Consider the following 13,861-nt stretch of genomic DNA (forward strand, 5'->3'; position numbering starts at 1 on the left):
GAACGGTGTGTCGGAGCCTAGCTGCATGGACAAGAAATACCGCCCAGTGGCGTCACGACGGATGGTGATGGTGCCAATACGGATAGCGTCAGCGTGATTGAACAGCCGCTTTTGCGACCCAGAGACACGAATTTTACCGAGGCCGCTGAGGGTAACATGTTTCTTGTCGATAAAGCGGTTGGAGCCACCTGCAAGTCCTACTCCGTTTTTAGTGTAGCGGGTCGGCAGTTGGTAACTGCCATCATCACGCTTGCGGTGAAAGACTGGCACTCCTGAACGATGCACCTGCCGGAACAGCCGCCATGCACTCTGATAAGCCCGGCGGGCCTGGTCAATCACGTCAGTCCCGACGCCAGTGCCAGCTAACCAAGGATGGATAGCAAATAGCATTTGAGTATTGTTCTTGCGTCGTTGTAAGTAAGCGATACGGTCTTGAACGATGGCGATGGGAATTTTGATTTGATGGAGCCAGTACAGTTCCTTGTCGATGGCGACCATTTCGTTGTAAGCAAAGCGGCTGGCATTGATGTTGTTGTCGATCACGCGTTTTTGTTCGGAGGACGGGAAAAGACGCATTTTCAGACCATAGTGATAGTTCAAATCCACCATTTTCTTAGCCATTTTTTCACCTCCTCACGCCTCTATTATACTACATATGGTATAATTCAGACAACGTATAATGTACTTATTAAGGAGGACTACAATAATACTCATGGTTGAAGATAATGCAATTCATGAACGCGGCTATGTCTACAATTTTCACTATCATTTGGTTTGGGTAACTAAATATCGCTGTGCGGTCTTTACTACACCACAGCTTGTCGCAGAAATGCTTGAAATTTTGACCTCGGCCGCCAGCGACAACGACATTAGCGTTGAGCAGGCAGAAGTGATGGCAGACCATGTGCACCTACTTTTAAGCTTTAAGCCAAGGTACGCCCCGGCAAATGTGGTCAAAATTCTGAAAGGTGCATCGGCACGTACTTGGTTTGTTGCTCACCCGGAAACTAAGAAGCTCCTCTGGGACGGGCACTTATGGTCGCCCAGCTACTACATGGGCACGCTAGGCGATATGTCAAAAGAAACCGTCGCTAACTATATTCAAAATCAGAGAACAGAAAGGGGAAAGGCGGGACGCCCAAGCAAAAAGGCTAACTAATGTTAGCCAGTGCGGGCTTACCTCCCCTGACTAAAGTCAGGGTTTTCTCGCCCAAAACATGTAATGAAATGTTGAGAGGTGATCAACGGATGGTGAAATCCTGGGTTGATGCGACAAACGTTGCACGAACGGGAAAATGGTTAGGGTTTCGGTTATTGATGAACATTGTTCTGACGGTTGGCGTGATGATTTTTAGCCATGTCGTCTGGCTGACCGCGCTGCTCTTGTTGCTGATGGTGGGAAGCATTGCGACTGCGTTCTTCCTGATTATTAAACTGATTTGAGGTGAATTATAATGATGATTTCGCTACTTACGACTTTGCTTCTGGCAATGGTGATCGCCGTTTTCGCTTTGTTCTATCTCCTGGCGCGCTTGCTCACCGTCGATGCCATTGCCCGGGAAATGGCGCACCCAAAGCTGACGGCGGTCTTGACGGCGGGCACGCAAAATGGCATCGGTTTGTTGGCGTATCTCGCTTTGCGGCGCAGTCACCCGATCAATCCCGCGGCCGATCAGCCGCAACTGCGCCAGCGGTTAAAAATCGCGGCTGTGGGAATCTTTGCAGTGCTGGCGGTGACTGCGGTTTGTGCGATTTTGGTGCTTAGTTCCGGCCAGATTTAGGGCTGGCCGCAGAAAATAGTTGATGATGCCCATTTTGTGCGGACGTTTGAGCTAATGCCATTAGCAATGGAGAACCTGGTCTACATAACGCCAAAAAGAGCGCTTAGATGTGTGCCCAGACTCGAGCATACAGCTAGGCGCTACTTTTGTGTGGACATCTGTTCTGTGAATTAACATTGTCGCTTTCGAAGACTCTTCCAAAGTGGAACTAGTTACGGCGCGCACAAATTGTCACTGAGTGTCTCTTGAATTTCTATGAAGTTGTTTTTTAGCGGACTATGCATCACTTTTCTTAAGTCACTCTTAGCTCCTGACTTGATGGTGATCCGCCAAGGCTTATTCCTTGTCAGGCTCGTTCATGGCTGCGTCCAACTTTTCTTCATCGTCCCCCTCACGAATAACGGCATCTTGAAGCTGTCCGTTTAACAATAAAGCCATGGTTTCCTGCATGGCCTCGTAGTCACGCTTACTCATCAGAACGGCGCTTTTCGTAACGTCTGAACCGGCGATTATTACCGGTGTGGAATCTCTGTTGGCAATCTTGATCAAAGCGTCCAAGTTCGCACGGGCCTTTGTTGGTGTTGTAATCTCAGCCATAGCATCTCCTCCTGATGTTCACTTTCCGACAACATGATTTTACCGTTCGTCATCACGTACGCCAACGCTCAGCATTCGCGTACGATTGGCGGGGTCGCAAAATTAAGTTGGCAGCGTTCCCGAATCACCGGTACAATGGAGTGAAGATTAGAAAACAATGAGGGGGCGCATCATGCAGGTTGCGATTGTCGAAGATGAACCGACCACGCAAATGGCCATCACGACCGTTTTTCGTGCGGCTGCTGAGCAAATGGGCGACTTGCAATGGCAGTGTTTTGCCAGCGGCGAGGCGCTGCTTTTTGCGCTGCCTGACCAAACCTTCGACTTGGTCCTGCTGGACATTCGCCTGGCTGGCATCGATGGCATGACGACCGCTAAGAAAATCCGGCAGAAGGATGCCGACCTGCCGCTCGCCTTTCTGAGCAACTACGACCAGTATGTCTTCGACGGCTACGATGTGTCGGCGATCGGCTACCTGCTGAAGCCGTTGACTTTGGAAAAGCTGCTGCCTTTGCTCGCCAAGGTGGCCAAGGCCAAGCTGCAGCCGGCACTGATGGTGCAAACGACTGCTGGCCTGGAGAAAGTGTTCTTCTACGATGTGCGCTTCATTGAGGTCCAAGGGCATGACTGCTTGCTGCACCTGCAGGAGCGGGTGGTGACGGTGAAACAGCCGCTGAGTGAACTGGCGACCCAGCTGGACGACCGCTTCGTCAAAACGCACCGCGCTTACTTGGTCAATTTAGGGTACGTCTCCGCCTTGGATGGCGCGCAGCTGACGCTGAATGACGGCACCACGCTGCCGGTGGCGCGTGGGCAGAAGCAGGCGGTGCGCCAAGCGCTGCTGGCCCATTATCGGGGGTTGGCACATGAATGACGCAAGTGTTGTCCTATTAACATTCGGCCTTGGCCTGCTACCGAGGCTAAAAGCCAAGTTCTGGCTGCAAGGGCTACTGGCAGCGCTTGGCGCGGCGTTCAGCGTTTGGACCCCTTGGGGCGGGTTGCTCGCCGTTGGCCTGGCCGGCTGGGCGTGCTGGCAGCGGCGCGAACTTCAGGACTTCCTGATCGCCGCGGTGCTTGTCGGCGCCTGTGCAGGCAGCTTTTGGGCCAGCATTTGGCCGCTTGCTGTGGGCTTTACCGCGGGTGAAATGATTCGGTTGGCGTTTAGTGAACGCAATGTCGTGCTGATCGGACTGGTCGCAGGCTTGGACTGCCTCGCCCTCGGGGTGATCTTGACGACGCGCGGACTGCCCCTCTTGTTAGGGTGCGCACTGCTAGTGGGTGTGGGCGGGCTGATGACCTATATTCATCAGTACCTGTTCCATGCGAATGATGCTGAAGTGGCGCGGTCCCTTGATCAAATTATGGCCAGCTACGTCAAGGAGCTCGATGACCTGTATGCGCGGGTGCGCGGCTGGCGGCACGATTACCATGACCACCTGCAAGTGCTGAAGGTCCAACTGGCACAAGGCGACACCGAGGCCTCCCAGCATTATCTGAACCAGCTGGAAGACAAGCTCGACGAAATCGATACGGTGGTCCACTCAGGGAACGCGATGCTGGACGCGGTGATCAATTCCAAGCTGACCATCGCGTTAAACGCCGATATTCCCATTGACGTCAGCGCGTTCGTCGGCAACCAACCGCTGATCGATGATGTTGATATGGTGGTGATCATCGGCAATATTTTGGACAACGCCATTGAGGCGGTAATGGAGCAGCCGAAAAGTGAAATGCGCAGTATGCGGGTGTACATCGCCATCATCAAGCAGCAGTTCTACATCAGCGTCACCAACTCGCGCCGCGCTGACCAGCAGATTGACCCGGAGTATGCCTCAACGAAAAACGACCGGCGCGGCCTGGGTATTCGCCGCGTCAATGCGCTGGTGGCCAAGTACCATGGGGTGATCAACCGCCAGTATGAGGACGGCGTCTTTGCAACTGAGGTGTTGCTGCCGCTGCGCAATGTCACCAAAGCAAAGTGACCATTCAGGGGCGAATTTGAACCGTTCGTGCGAGAAATCTAGCACGGGCGGTTTTTCCTTGTAGGATAAGCACCATAAGCTTGAGCCATTATTTACGAGGGAGCGTAATCAAATGAGAAAAAAGCCAACAGAGTCGCTGATGCACTGGTATCGGCAAGAGGCCAAACCAATGCGGTTTACCGGCCAAATGATCATGATATTGCTTTGTCAGCTGGCGACGACCTTGCTGGCCGCCGCGATTCCAGCGTGGCTGGTGCAGGCGTTGGTCGCGCACACGATCATCAATCACTTTGTCCTGCTGCTTGTCGGTTTAATTGGCGCGCAAACCCTGATTGGCTGGGTCTTGCCCGTGACGAATGCGATGCTGCTCATTCGGCAGATGCTAGTCAGAACGCTGATGATCGTGTCTGCCCAGCAAGACTATATCGAAGGACCGTATGAGCGGGTCCTCGAGCCCGAGTACCGCGAACACCGGCAGCGGCTGATCGCGTACGCCATTTACGGGGACGACGCTGCGGGCAGTAAAGTCATCGTGCAGGAAAGCGCGTTGCTCAACGCCGCAGCCATCCTGATCATGCTCAGTGTGACTTTGGCTTATTACGTCTGGTGGATCCCGGTTGTTGCTATTGCCGCAGCCTGGGGGGCGAACGCCCTCATGCAGGGTTATCGGCGGTACATCCGCGCTCAGCGGGCGCAGACCGAACAGATGTGGAATCAGCAGAGTTACATCAGCAACTCGGCCTACGAGGAGAAAAATGGGAAGGATATCCGCCTCTATCACATGGGGCCGTGGTATCAGCACCGCTATCACGCCTTGATGCAACAAGAGCTGCAGTTTCGCAAACAGCTGGGGCACCGCGAGCTGCTCGCCAAACTCGGGGGCACTTGGCTGAACGCGGTAAGGGACTTACTGATCTACGGCGGGTTGATTTACATCTTGTTCAACGGCCACGTGTCGCTTGCCGTTTTCACCTTATTGTTTGGGCTGGTTGGGCAGATCGGCCAGCAGATGACCGCGCTGTTGACGAATTGGAGCGAATGGCAAGTCTCAAAGCGTGATCTGAGTGAATTCGCGGAGCAGGCAATGCCGCCTGAAAAGGTCGCTGAGCAGCCGGTACCGGGCTTGACGCCGCCATACACCATCCGGTTTGACCACGTGACCTACACGTATCCGCACGCTAAAAAGCCAGTGCTTAAGGATCTGAATTTCACGATTCCGGCCGGGCAGAAGGTGGCACTGGTCGGCCTTAACGGTGCCGGTAAAACCACACTGACGATGCTGCTGATGGGGCTTTTGAAGCCCGAGAAAGGGACGATTTATCTCAATGAGGTGCCGATCCAAACTGTCCCTGACCTGCAGCTGCGCGCGCAGTTTGCCCCGGTTTTCCAGAATGCACTGTTGTTTGCCCGGACGCTTCAGGAGAATATCGAAATGGATCTGCCGCATGATGCCAAGCGGCTGCAGCACGCACTGGCCCTTTCTGGACTGGCGGACACGGTTGCCCAGCTGCCGCACGGGGTGGCCACCCAGCTGACGGACAAGCTGCACAAGGATGGCGTCAACCTCTCCGGCGGCCAACAGCAAAAGCTGATGGTGGCGCGAGCGCTGTACCGCGACGCCCCGATCTTGATCTTGGATGAACCGACCGCGGCCCTTGATGCGATTGCCGAACGTGAGCAGTATCAGGCGTATCAAGCGATGGCAACAGGGAAAACCAGTATCTTTATCAGCCACCGCATGGCCTCAACCAAGTTTGCGGATAAAATCTTCCTGCTGCAAGACGGCCAGATTAACGAGGCAGGCACTCATGCCGAGCTGATGGCGCAAAACGGTGCCTATGCCAAGCTCTATCAGGTTCAGAGCCAATACTATCAAAAGGAGGTGACCCATGATGAAGAAATCTTTTGATTATTTCCGCTTCATTCAGACGGTGTCACCATGGATCTTGCTGCGGTCGACCGTTAATGCGCTTTTGAGCACCGCAGTGCCGCTCTTAGTTGCCACCCTGCTGGGCTGGCTGCTGAATGCCGTGACGCAGCAGACTGCACTGCGGCCGCTGATCATCCAGCTGGCGGTGTTTATCCTGCTGATCGCCATTGTCACTTCGCTGCAGCTAACCAGCGCGGTGAGCTATGAAGTCGCCACGCGGGATTTTGAGAATCGCATCAACGAGCGCACCACCGCCAAGCTGACCGATGTGTCCAACGAGACCTTTAACGATCGTGACTTCCGCGCGCAGTACGCGGCGGCCTCCAGCGGCTGGATGTACACAGGGAGTTTTCACTCGTACTTCAACGAAATCTTGATGAACACCCTTAACCTGGGGGTGGCGGTGATCGCGGCGGCCGTGGTCTTGGGGCCCATTGTGACCGCTAAAGCGACGCAGCCGTGGCTGACTGGCTGGCCCTTCGTCTTGGCGCTGGTTGCCATTACCGCGGTTGGGATTGGCCTCTCATACTGGCTGGTGCTCCGGTCCCAGCGCTATCAAAAGCAATTTTATGACGTCAATATCGGCGTGAACGACCAGATGAACTATTATCTGAACGATTTGACCTGGCCGTACGAAAATGGGAAACATCTTCGCATCTATGATCCGGAAGATCGGACCGTTGCGCACATGCGTCAGGCGCAAGAGGCGGCCAATACCAAGACAGCCCAGGTTTTCTTTCGGATGCACGCCATGATGCATGCCGGCGATGCCTTGTTGGTCCTGCTCTCTGGGGGCTTCTACCTGTTGATCGGCATCAAGGCACTCAGTGGCGCACTGCCGGTGGGGATGGTCGTCTTGGCGGTCGGGTACCTGACGCAGTTGATGCGCGCCCTGGCGGCCTTCATGAGCCAGCGCGCGTTTCAGAAGACGACCGAGCAGGCGATGGATGATTACATCAAGTTTCTCAACTATCCGGACCAGCCGGCGACTGGCTCCATTCCTGTCGAAAAGCGGCAGGATCACAAGTTTGAAATCGTCTTTCATGACGTTTCCTTCCGTTATCCGGGCGATAAGCAGGATGCCGTTTCGCACGTGAGCATGCGCTTCAAGGTCGGCGAACGGCTCGCAATCGTGGGCCGCAACGGCAGCGGCAAGACGACGCTGATCAAGCTGCTGCTGCGCATTTTGACGCCGATGTCCGGTACCATCACGCTGAATGGATTCGACATTCAAAAGTACAACTTGGCCGAGTATCAGCAGCTGTTTGCGACTGTGTTCCAAGACTTTCAGCTCTTCGCGTTTTCCGTCGCGGAAAATGTGGCAGTTTCGCCGCAACCTGATCGTGACCGGGTATGGCAGGCGCTGACGGTTGCCGGAGTGGCGGACCGGGTCAAGGCGATGCCGAAACAGATCGATACGCCCCTGACGCGCAACCTTGATTCCAGCGGCGTCGATGTTTCCGGAGGCGAGGCGCAAAAAATCGCCATTGCCAGGGCGTGGTATAAGGACGCGCCATTCATCATTTTGGACGAGCCGACCGCGGCGCTGGACCCAATTTCCGAGTATGAAATCTATCAACACTTTGACCAGCTGGTTGAGGACAAGACGGCCATCTATATTTCTCACCGGATGTCTGCTACTCGGTTTGCCTCCCAAATTGCGGTGATGGCGGCCGGGCAGATCGTGCAAATGGGCAGCCATGAGCAGCTAATGGCGCAGGACGGGTTGTATCGTGATCTGTTCAACGCCCAGGCGGCGTTTAATATCTAGCCAGATTTGAATTTGATCATTTGATCTTTAGCGCTGTGAGAAATTGTGTATCATGATATGATAATGTATATCAGATGAGGACATATTCTCACCGAAAGCCGTTGTAGCGCGACCTACAGCGGCTTTTTTGTCGGTAGAATCAAGAAGAGGTAAGAATCATCATGAGTAAGACAGTTGACTATCAATGCCTGATTGTTTTCTGCCCACGTGCTTACGTTGAAGAGACTGTTGACGACTTGAATATGACTCTGGCGGAGTTCGTTAACCGCCTCGGGGTCTCAAGCAAGTTGATCAGTCATTTGATTGATGGTCAGGATAGTGTCAGTGTTGCAACCGCTGATAAGCTTGTACAGGCAAATGGGGGCTATGGAAACCTGGCTTAACCTCCAAGCCCAGTCCGATGCCCAAAGTAACTGAAATCAAGAGCTCTCATGAAGTACCAGATACGGCACAGTTAAGTTCGCCGCATAATATGGGTTGTAAAAAGACCACCAGTGGCCGGCTGTTGCTCAACATGATATTGTTTGATCTAGGGGATGATACCATGGCGAAAAAGAATAAAGCGATAATCATAGTCGAAGTTGACTCAGTAACCAAGACGCGGGCTCGTAAAGCCGCTGACTTGCTTGATGAGGCGACGACGCGTGCCCACGATGAGATTAGCTGTGGCGAATACGACAGTTTTGATAGTGTGGATGACTGGTATAAGAATCTAACCAATGAAAAATAGACCTTTATGAGTGCTTTAGACAATACAACGTAAGCCCCCAAGGCCGCACAATTCACAGTGTGCGGCCACTTTTGTGTTACCTGGCTTCGAGAAAATCATCTAGCGTGGCATGGCGCTGCGCCAGTGCCTCATTTAAGCCGGGAAACTTGGCGAGGTAGGCTGGCGTGTCTAGGTCCGCCAAGGCGGCTTTCGGCATTGCCTTCAGCAGCCTCGCCACCGCCCCGATCTCCTGAGCGCGCCAGGCGTCATGGACGTTGAAGCCGCTCAGGATGTGCCGCCGATTGTCGATCATGCCGTCCGCCATGACGGGCTCATTGAAGTTGCGCCAGGCGGTGATCAGCGGATCGGTCGCTGCATACACGGCGCTGGCGTCCGGCAGAGCGGCGGTCAGCTTGGTCATGAATAGCCGAATCTGTTTGGCGTCACCAGGCAAGTGGGAAAGGGTCTGCCAGCGGCTGACGACCTGACTTGCGGCCTTTTGCCGACCCATGAACAACAGCGTGAACAGGCGGGTGTGGCACCACGAACTGGCCAGTTGCTCATAGCGCGGCAAGCCTTGAAAAACCTGCAGCCGCCGCCAGATTTTCTCCGCCTGCTCAGGAAGGACTGGGATCAACGGAATCATCGCTTCGATTTGGGCGAGCGTCGTCACCGGGGCGGTGAGCGCGTACCGAGTGATCGCTGTGCGTTCCGCCTCTGTTAGTGGCCAGTCGCCCCAGGCGGTGTACTCGGCCAAGGCCTTGGCCAGCACCGGCGGCAGCGGCTTGGCTTCGGCCAGCGCAGTCCCTTGCTCCTGCTCCAGCAGCGCGGCGAATTCATCGGCCGACAGGTGCAGCCGCTGCAGAATGGGAAACAGCAGCTCCGCCTTGAGATCATTGTGGCCTGATTCGAGCCGGATCGCCTGGCGCTGACTGAGCAGGCCATCATACAGGCGCGCCTGTGGCATGCCCTGGCCCAGTCGCACGGCCCGCAACAGCTTACCAACTTCTCCTGCCACTTCTGTCACCTCTTTCACGTTGCGCTCAGTGTACCAGATACACTGGCAACATGGAAGGACGTGGTTCAGATGATAATCAACGTAAAATGGGTGCTGCACCGACTGCCGCACTGGGAAATTGGATTATTGCTGGTATTTGCTTTACTGGGAAGTTTTGAAGGCGTGTTGAACGGGTTCGTGCTGGGCCGGCTGCCAAGCCTCACGCAGGCAACGACCGCCCAGCGTTATCAGTATCTGGGCCAGGCGCTGGTCGCGTATGCCGGGACGTACACCTGCTTGTTTATTTTTCAGCTGCTGATCCAAGATGCGCTCAGGCGGCTGAACATTGCACTGAAAGAAACGCTGCTGACGGTCAGTTTTGAGACAAGCGAGGCCCCCTTGGCCGGGCTGAATCGCCTGGCCAACGACGCCGCGCAGATTCAAAGTCGATATTTTGAGGTCATCCTCGCGATTTTGTCCGCTGGCTTTGGCGCCATTACGGCCGCCTTATTCGTTTTGGCGACCAACTGGATGATGGGACTCATCAGCATCGCCTTTTCCGCGCTGACGATGGTGCCGATGCTGTTTGGCCAGACCAAGCTGGCGGCGCTGGGTAAACGTTGGAGCACCGCCAACGCGGCTACATTGGCAGCCGGCAGCGACTGGCTCGAGGGTCGCAGCAATCTGGTCCAGTACCAAGCGGCGGGCAGCTTTTTCGTCCGGGTCAAGCAGCGGTTGGCCGTCAGTGAAAAACGGCTTCAGCAGCAGACCAATGGCCAGCTGCGCGTGCAGTACGGCACTGGATGCTCACTGTGCTGACGCTGATTGGGCCGCTGGCCGTCGGCTTTTGGCTGATCCACGTGGGCGGTTTTGGCGTCACCATCAGTGTGCTGTTGACCCTGCTGCTGTCGGTCGATCACGTCACCATGAATATTCGCATGCTGATCCAGTACTGGAGCCAGTTGACCGGCACGCGCGAGTTGCGTCGCCTGCCGCAAGCGCCCACGCCGCTGCTCAGCCAGCGCACACCGACCCGCGGCGAAGGCCAGATCGACCTTCAGGGCCTGACCATTGCCTATGGCGACCAGCCGATTCTCGCCGCAACTGACCTGGCGCTGACTCCTGGCACCAAACTGCTAGTGTCTGGTCCCTCGGGCAGCGGCAAGTCAACGCTGCTGCGCGTGCTTGGCGGCTGGCAGCAGCCCACGAACGGGCGCGTCCTAGTGGATGGTGAAGCGCCAGCGCCGGCGAAAACGACGTACATCAACCAGACGCCGTGGGTCTTCGCTGGCACCGTGCGAGAAAATCTGACGCTGGGTCAAACGTTTACCGATGACGCGCTGCTGGCTGCGTTGAGCCAAGTGGGTCTGACCACAGAGCTCGGGGATGAGCCGCTTGACCGCGTCATCGCGCCTGATCAGGCCAGCATTTCTGGCGGCCAGCTTCAACGCATGACGCTTGCGCGAGGCCTGCTGCGGAAGCGCCCGGTCATGCTGCTGGACGAAATTACGGCCGGACTGGACGACCAAAACGCTCAGCAGATCCGCAACTTGATTTATCATCTGCCGAACACGATCATTGAGGCCGCGCACCACTTCGACGACGCGCAGCTGCAGGCAGATCATGTGCTGCATTATCAGTTGACGCCGGCGCGCACGTTGGCCCCCATGAGCTAATTTTCTTAATCTAAGCATGGCTTCGAACAAATTTCTGCCTCTAAAACAATCGCCAGTCTCCGAAAATGGAGGCTGGCGATTTTGATATAAGTTGTCGCTGGTTGATGCTAGCCAATCAGGCCTTTAGCCGCTATAAGAAACAGCTGGGCTGGCACAGCATACCTTGATGGCCAAGCAATACGCTGAGTTACGTTAGTGCTGAGGGCGAATCGAGATGGCCTTAATGTCAGAGTTGTAAGCGACTGGGAGCACGACCCAGGTGCGCACGGTGACCTTCGAATGAAGACCAACCCGGCTCAACTCATCCCAGGTAGGGTCGTCCAACAGCAGGTGTTTACCCTTAAAGTAGCCAGTTGTGATTTGAACATCGATTACTCTGTCGCGAGGGTTACCGGAGAGGTTAAGCGCAGTGACCTCACCGCTGAACTGGGTTAGATGCTGATACGCCAGGCCGCTGACGCCCAGCGCTAATAGGAGCGCAAGTGCGCCGATCACCTTTCCCAGTATCGCGCGGCGCAACAGGAGGCCTAACGAAAACACGACCACTGAAAGAATGAACATCACGAAGAAAAAGGTGCCAAGCCTTGGAAACAACTGCCACGTCATCAAGTCTTTTTCAGCAGAGGCGTCCGCAATGGGGAAGACTTGCTAGGGAACGATTGTTGGTAAGGCGAGAATGGCAAAGACGGGAATCGCGAGGCCGCTGCAGCCAAGCGGAATCTTGGCGGGTTTAAAATGGTGTTTTGGCATCTCGTTCCTCCAAAAGGGCATCACTAACAATTCGGGCAATGTTGGGGATTAATCCTTGAGCGCCCAGCGGCCGGTCGGCGCACTGAGGTAAAAGGACTCGGTCAGCGGCTTGAATCCTGCCTTGCGGTAAACGTGGTAGGCGGCGGGATTGTCGCTGTCGACGTCGAGGCGGAAGTCTTTGTGGCGTGTGGCCGAAAGCTGGCCCATCATCAGTTGGATGAAGCGGCTGCCAAACCCCTGGTTGCGGTAGTCTTTGGCAATAAACAGCCCGTAAAAGTAGTCGTAGTCGTCCAGATCTACCGCACAGTAGCCGATGGGCTGGCCTTGGTAGTGGCAGACGAACGAGGCGACCGCCGCGTCAGTTCGGGCGACTTCAAGGTAGCGTCGCGCCTGGTCTTCGTCAGTCCCGGATTCGTCTGCGAAGGCCTCCATATACAGCGGTAGGAGGGTCTCAATGTCGCTGCTGGTTAGCGGGACGACTGTGAGCACATCATCGGTGGCTTTGCCGCTGCCGGCAGGCGCTATCAGGCCAATTTCACTGGTGGGATCTTTAACTAGTTGCGTCTGCTCAAGGAATTGGGGATGACTGGTCAGAAAAGCGGCTTCGGTCGCATATTCACATTTTTGACAGCCAGCGGTCTGCAGTACTTTTCTTGCCGCCCGCCACAGCGCGGTCGCCACGCCTTGCCTGCGGTAGTCCGGCAGCACGTGGATGCTGACGTCCACCACGCCGTCTGGCCCTGGCGCGTCATCGGCGTACAGCGTCAGCAGGCCGATCGGTTGCCCCGCGGCTTCGGCGAGGAAAAAGGCTGGCATGGTCTGATCAAAGTTAAAGTCGTTCTCGAGGTACGGATCACGGTGCGTGCCGTCCGCGGCCTGTGTCGCCTTGATCAAGGCTTTGGCCGCCGCGGTTTGGGCCTTGGTCAGCGTTGGCGTTTGAGTGATATGCATCATGGTGCCTTCTTTCGGTTTACAACTTTAGCAAGTAGGTGCGTTCGCGATACGATTCGGCGATAGTGTAGTCGGCCATGGCCGCCTCGGTGAAAAAGGTGACCCACTGCGGATACTGCGGCAAGGCTTCGACGCGCCCGGCCGCTGCCGTGAGGACCAGCTCCTGGGTGCCCTCGTCCAGCGCCCATTTGGCCTTTGGGGCCTGGTAGCTTTTCGGCGTGGCCAGCGCCCGCCAGTTATGTGCGATTTCCCGGGCCCCGAGGCTTTGGTACAGGCCGTTGGCGACTGCATCGCTGCGGGTGAAGATCTCGACAAAATCGGCGCCGGCGGTTTTCAGCTTGGCCAGGCCCGCCTTGAGCAGCGCCCGTCCGATGCCTTGCCCTTGCGCGGAGGGACTCACGGCAAACACCTCGATGTAGCTGCCGCGGCCTTGATGCTGCACGTAGAGATCGTGCTTGACGCGGTCGTCGTTGAAGACGCCAGCGTCGATGGCACCGACGACGAGACCGTCCATGGTCGCAACAAGCGAAATCACAGTGCGGTAGCCGTCCGCCTCGCCGAACGCATCGCGCTGGTCGCTGATTTGATCGCGGAACTGGGAGTGCATGTAGGCCAGCGCGACGGTGTTGAGGTAGGCTCGTTCATCGGCGGGTTGGTAGGGCCTGATTTTCATAAGTATCTCCTGACTGGTGGCTGACCGCTTGAGCCGGCCAAATT

At 55.8% G+C, this 13,861-nt stretch carries 17 protein-coding genes; 11 read left to right on the forward strand and 6 right to left on the reverse strand.

The window, feature by feature from the left end:
• Positions 1 to 621, reverse strand: a 621-nt coding sequence (locus JUF21_RS09995) for a helix-turn-helix domain-containing protein (protein WP_203664374.1), incomplete at its 3' end; no start/stop codon positions are given.
• Positions 622 to 712: 91 nt separating this feature from the next.
• On the opposite strand from JUF21_RS09995, the gene tnpA reads away from it, so the two are divergent.
• From tnpA to JUF21_RS10010, 3 genes are all read left to right on the forward strand, one after another.
• Positions 713 to 1,159, forward strand: coding sequence for an IS200/IS605 family transposase (gene tnpA / locus JUF21_RS10000; RefSeq protein ID WP_203624679.1), 447 nt, complete (start codon positions 713 to 715; stop codon positions 1,157 to 1,159).
• 89 nt (positions 1,160 to 1,248) lie between these two features.
• Positions 1,249 to 1,443 (forward strand): hypothetical protein, encoded by a 195-nt coding sequence (locus JUF21_RS10005; RefSeq protein ID WP_203624680.1) that lies wholly within the window; start codon positions 1,249 to 1,251, stop codon positions 1,441 to 1,443.
• Between the two features lie 11 nt (positions 1,444 to 1,454).
• A complete protein-coding gene (locus tag JUF21_RS10010; RefSeq protein WP_203624681.1) occupies positions 1,455 to 1,781 on the forward strand; it encodes a hypothetical protein in 327 nt (108 codons plus the stop codon).
• A gap of 336 nt (positions 1,782 to 2,117) precedes the next feature.
• Here the strand turns inward: JUF21_RS10010 and JUF21_RS10015 are convergent, their stop codons facing one another.
• Positions 2,118 to 2,378 carry a type II toxin-antitoxin system Phd/YefM family antitoxin gene (locus tag JUF21_RS10015; RefSeq protein WP_203624682.1) on the reverse strand — a complete coding sequence of 87 codons (261 nt, stop codon included), beginning with the start codon at positions 2,376 to 2,378 and terminating at the stop codon, positions 2,118 to 2,120.
• Between the two features lie 172 nt (positions 2,379 to 2,550).
• On the opposite strand from JUF21_RS10015, the gene JUF21_RS10020 reads away from it, so the two are divergent.
• From JUF21_RS10020 to JUF21_RS10045, 6 genes are all read left to right on the forward strand, one after another.
• On the forward strand, positions 2,551 to 3,252 hold the full coding sequence (locus tag JUF21_RS10020) for a LytTR family DNA-binding domain-containing protein (protein ID WP_203624683.1): 702 nt from the start codon (positions 2,551 to 2,553) through the stop codon (positions 3,250 to 3,252).
• Positions 3,245 to 4,360: a GHKL domain-containing protein gene (locus JUF21_RS12095; RefSeq protein ID WP_308439772.1), complete on the forward strand. Its 1,116-nt coding sequence runs from the start codon at positions 3,245 to 3,247 to the stop codon at positions 4,358 to 4,360. Before JUF21_RS10020 ends, JUF21_RS12095 begins: the two co-directional genes overlap by 8 nt.
• Positions 4,361 to 4,472: 112 nt before the next feature.
• Positions 4,473 to 6,269, forward strand: coding sequence for an ABC transporter ATP-binding protein (locus JUF21_RS10030; protein ID WP_203664376.1), 1,797 nt, complete (start codon positions 4,473 to 4,475; stop codon positions 6,267 to 6,269).
• Positions 6,250 to 8,061 (forward strand): ABC transporter ATP-binding protein, encoded by a 1,812-nt coding sequence (locus tag JUF21_RS11970; RefSeq protein WP_239061448.1) that lies wholly within the window; start codon positions 6,250 to 6,252, stop codon positions 8,059 to 8,061. Before JUF21_RS10030 ends, JUF21_RS11970 begins: the two co-directional genes overlap by 20 nt.
• A gap of 161 nt (positions 8,062 to 8,222) precedes the next feature.
• Positions 8,223 to 8,444 (forward strand): hypothetical protein, encoded by a 222-nt coding sequence (locus JUF21_RS10040; RefSeq protein WP_203624685.1) that lies wholly within the window; start codon positions 8,223 to 8,225, stop codon positions 8,442 to 8,444.
• Positions 8,445 to 8,605: 161 nt separating this feature from the next.
• Entirely contained in the window at positions 8,606 to 8,791 is a 186-nt protein-coding gene (locus tag JUF21_RS10045) for a hypothetical protein (RefSeq protein ID WP_203664378.1), read from the forward strand.
• A 76-nt stretch (positions 8,792 to 8,867) separates the two neighbouring features.
• On the opposite strand, the gene JUF21_RS10050 is transcribed toward JUF21_RS10045, so the two are convergent.
• Positions 8,868 to 9,788, reverse strand: coding sequence for a helix-turn-helix domain-containing protein (locus JUF21_RS10050; RefSeq protein ID WP_203664380.1), 921 nt, complete (start codon positions 9,786 to 9,788; stop codon positions 8,868 to 8,870).
• Between the two features lie 69 nt (positions 9,789 to 9,857).
• Between JUF21_RS10050 and JUF21_RS10055 the strand changes: the two genes are divergently transcribed.
• Positions 9,858 to 10,586, forward strand: a complete 729-nt coding sequence (locus JUF21_RS10055; protein ID WP_203624689.1) for an ABC transporter ATP-binding protein — start codon at positions 9,858 to 9,860, stop codon at positions 10,584 to 10,586.
• Positions 10,571 to 11,443: an ABC transporter ATP-binding protein gene (locus JUF21_RS10060; RefSeq protein WP_203624690.1), complete on the forward strand. Its 873-nt coding sequence runs from the start codon at positions 10,571 to 10,573 to the stop codon at positions 11,441 to 11,443. Before JUF21_RS10055 ends, JUF21_RS10060 begins: the two co-directional genes overlap by 16 nt.
• A gap of 192 nt (positions 11,444 to 11,635) precedes the next feature.
• Here JUF21_RS10060 and JUF21_RS10065 read toward each other — a convergent pair whose 3' ends face one another.
• From JUF21_RS10065 to JUF21_RS10075, 3 genes are all read right to left on the reverse strand, one after another.
• Positions 11,636 to 12,049, reverse strand: coding sequence for a hypothetical protein (locus JUF21_RS10065; protein ID WP_203624691.1), 414 nt, complete (start codon positions 12,047 to 12,049; stop codon positions 11,636 to 11,638).
• Between the two features lie 192 nt (positions 12,050 to 12,241).
• Entirely contained in the window at positions 12,242 to 13,147 is a 906-nt protein-coding gene (locus JUF21_RS10070; RefSeq protein WP_203664383.1) for a GNAT family N-acetyltransferase, read from the reverse strand.
• 16 nt (positions 13,148 to 13,163) lie between these two features.
• On the reverse strand, positions 13,164 to 13,817 hold the full coding sequence (locus JUF21_RS10075) for a GNAT family N-acetyltransferase (protein ID WP_203664392.1): 654 nt from the start codon (positions 13,815 to 13,817) through the stop codon (positions 13,164 to 13,166).
• Between the last annotated feature and the right edge of the window lie 44 nt (positions 13,818 to 13,861).

This window comes from Lacticaseibacillus sp. 53-4 (assembly GCF_016861805.1).
In the GTDB taxonomy this organism is placed as follows: domain Bacteria; phylum Bacillota; class Bacilli; order Lactobacillales; family Lactobacillaceae; genus Lacticaseibacillus.

Coding starts and splice junctions, on each gene's coding strand:
- JUF21_RS10060 (WP_203624690.1), top strand. CDS start 10,571: ATGCTCACTGTGCTGACGCTGATTGGGCCGCTGGCCGTCGGCTTTTGG.
- JUF21_RS10070 (WP_203664383.1), bottom strand. CDS start 13,147: ATGATGCATATCACTCAAACGCCAACGCTGACCAAGGCCCAAACCGCG.
- JUF21_RS10020 (WP_203624683.1), top strand. CDS start 2,551: ATGCAGGTTGCGATTGTCGAAGATGAACCGACCACGCAAATGGCCATC.
- JUF21_RS12095 (WP_308439772.1), top strand. CDS start 3,245: ATGAATGACGCAAGTGTTGTCCTATTAACATTCGGCCTTGGCCTGCTA.
- JUF21_RS11970 (WP_239061448.1), top strand. CDS start 6,250: ATGATGAAGAAATCTTTTGATTATTTCCGCTTCATTCAGACGGTGTCA.
- tnpA (WP_203624679.1), top strand. CDS start 713: ATGGTTGAAGATAATGCAATTCATGAACGCGGCTATGTCTACAATTTT.
- JUF21_RS10005 (WP_203624680.1), top strand. CDS start 1,249: ATGGTGAAATCCTGGGTTGATGCGACAAACGTTGCACGAACGGGAAAA.
- JUF21_RS10075 (WP_203664392.1), bottom strand. CDS start 13,817: ATGAAAATCAGGCCCTACCAACCCGCCGATGAACGAGCCTACCTCAAC.
- JUF21_RS10015 (WP_203624682.1), bottom strand. CDS start 2,378: ATGGCTGAGATTACAACACCAACAAAGGCCCGTGCGAACTTGGACGCT.
- JUF21_RS10030 (WP_203664376.1), top strand. CDS start 4,473: ATGAGAAAAAAGCCAACAGAGTCGCTGATGCACTGGTATCGGCAAGAG.
- JUF21_RS10010 (WP_203624681.1), top strand. CDS start 1,455: ATGATGATTTCGCTACTTACGACTTTGCTTCTGGCAATGGTGATCGCC.
- JUF21_RS10065 (WP_203624691.1), bottom strand. CDS start 12,049: ATGACGTGGCAGTTGTTTCCAAGGCTTGGCACCTTTTTCTTCGTGATG.
- JUF21_RS10040 (WP_203624685.1), top strand. CDS start 8,223: ATGAGTAAGACAGTTGACTATCAATGCCTGATTGTTTTCTGCCCACGT.
- JUF21_RS10045 (WP_203664378.1), top strand. CDS start 8,606: ATGGCGAAAAAGAATAAAGCGATAATCATAGTCGAAGTTGACTCAGTA.
- JUF21_RS10055 (WP_203624689.1), top strand. CDS start 9,858: ATGATAATCAACGTAAAATGGGTGCTGCACCGACTGCCGCACTGGGAA.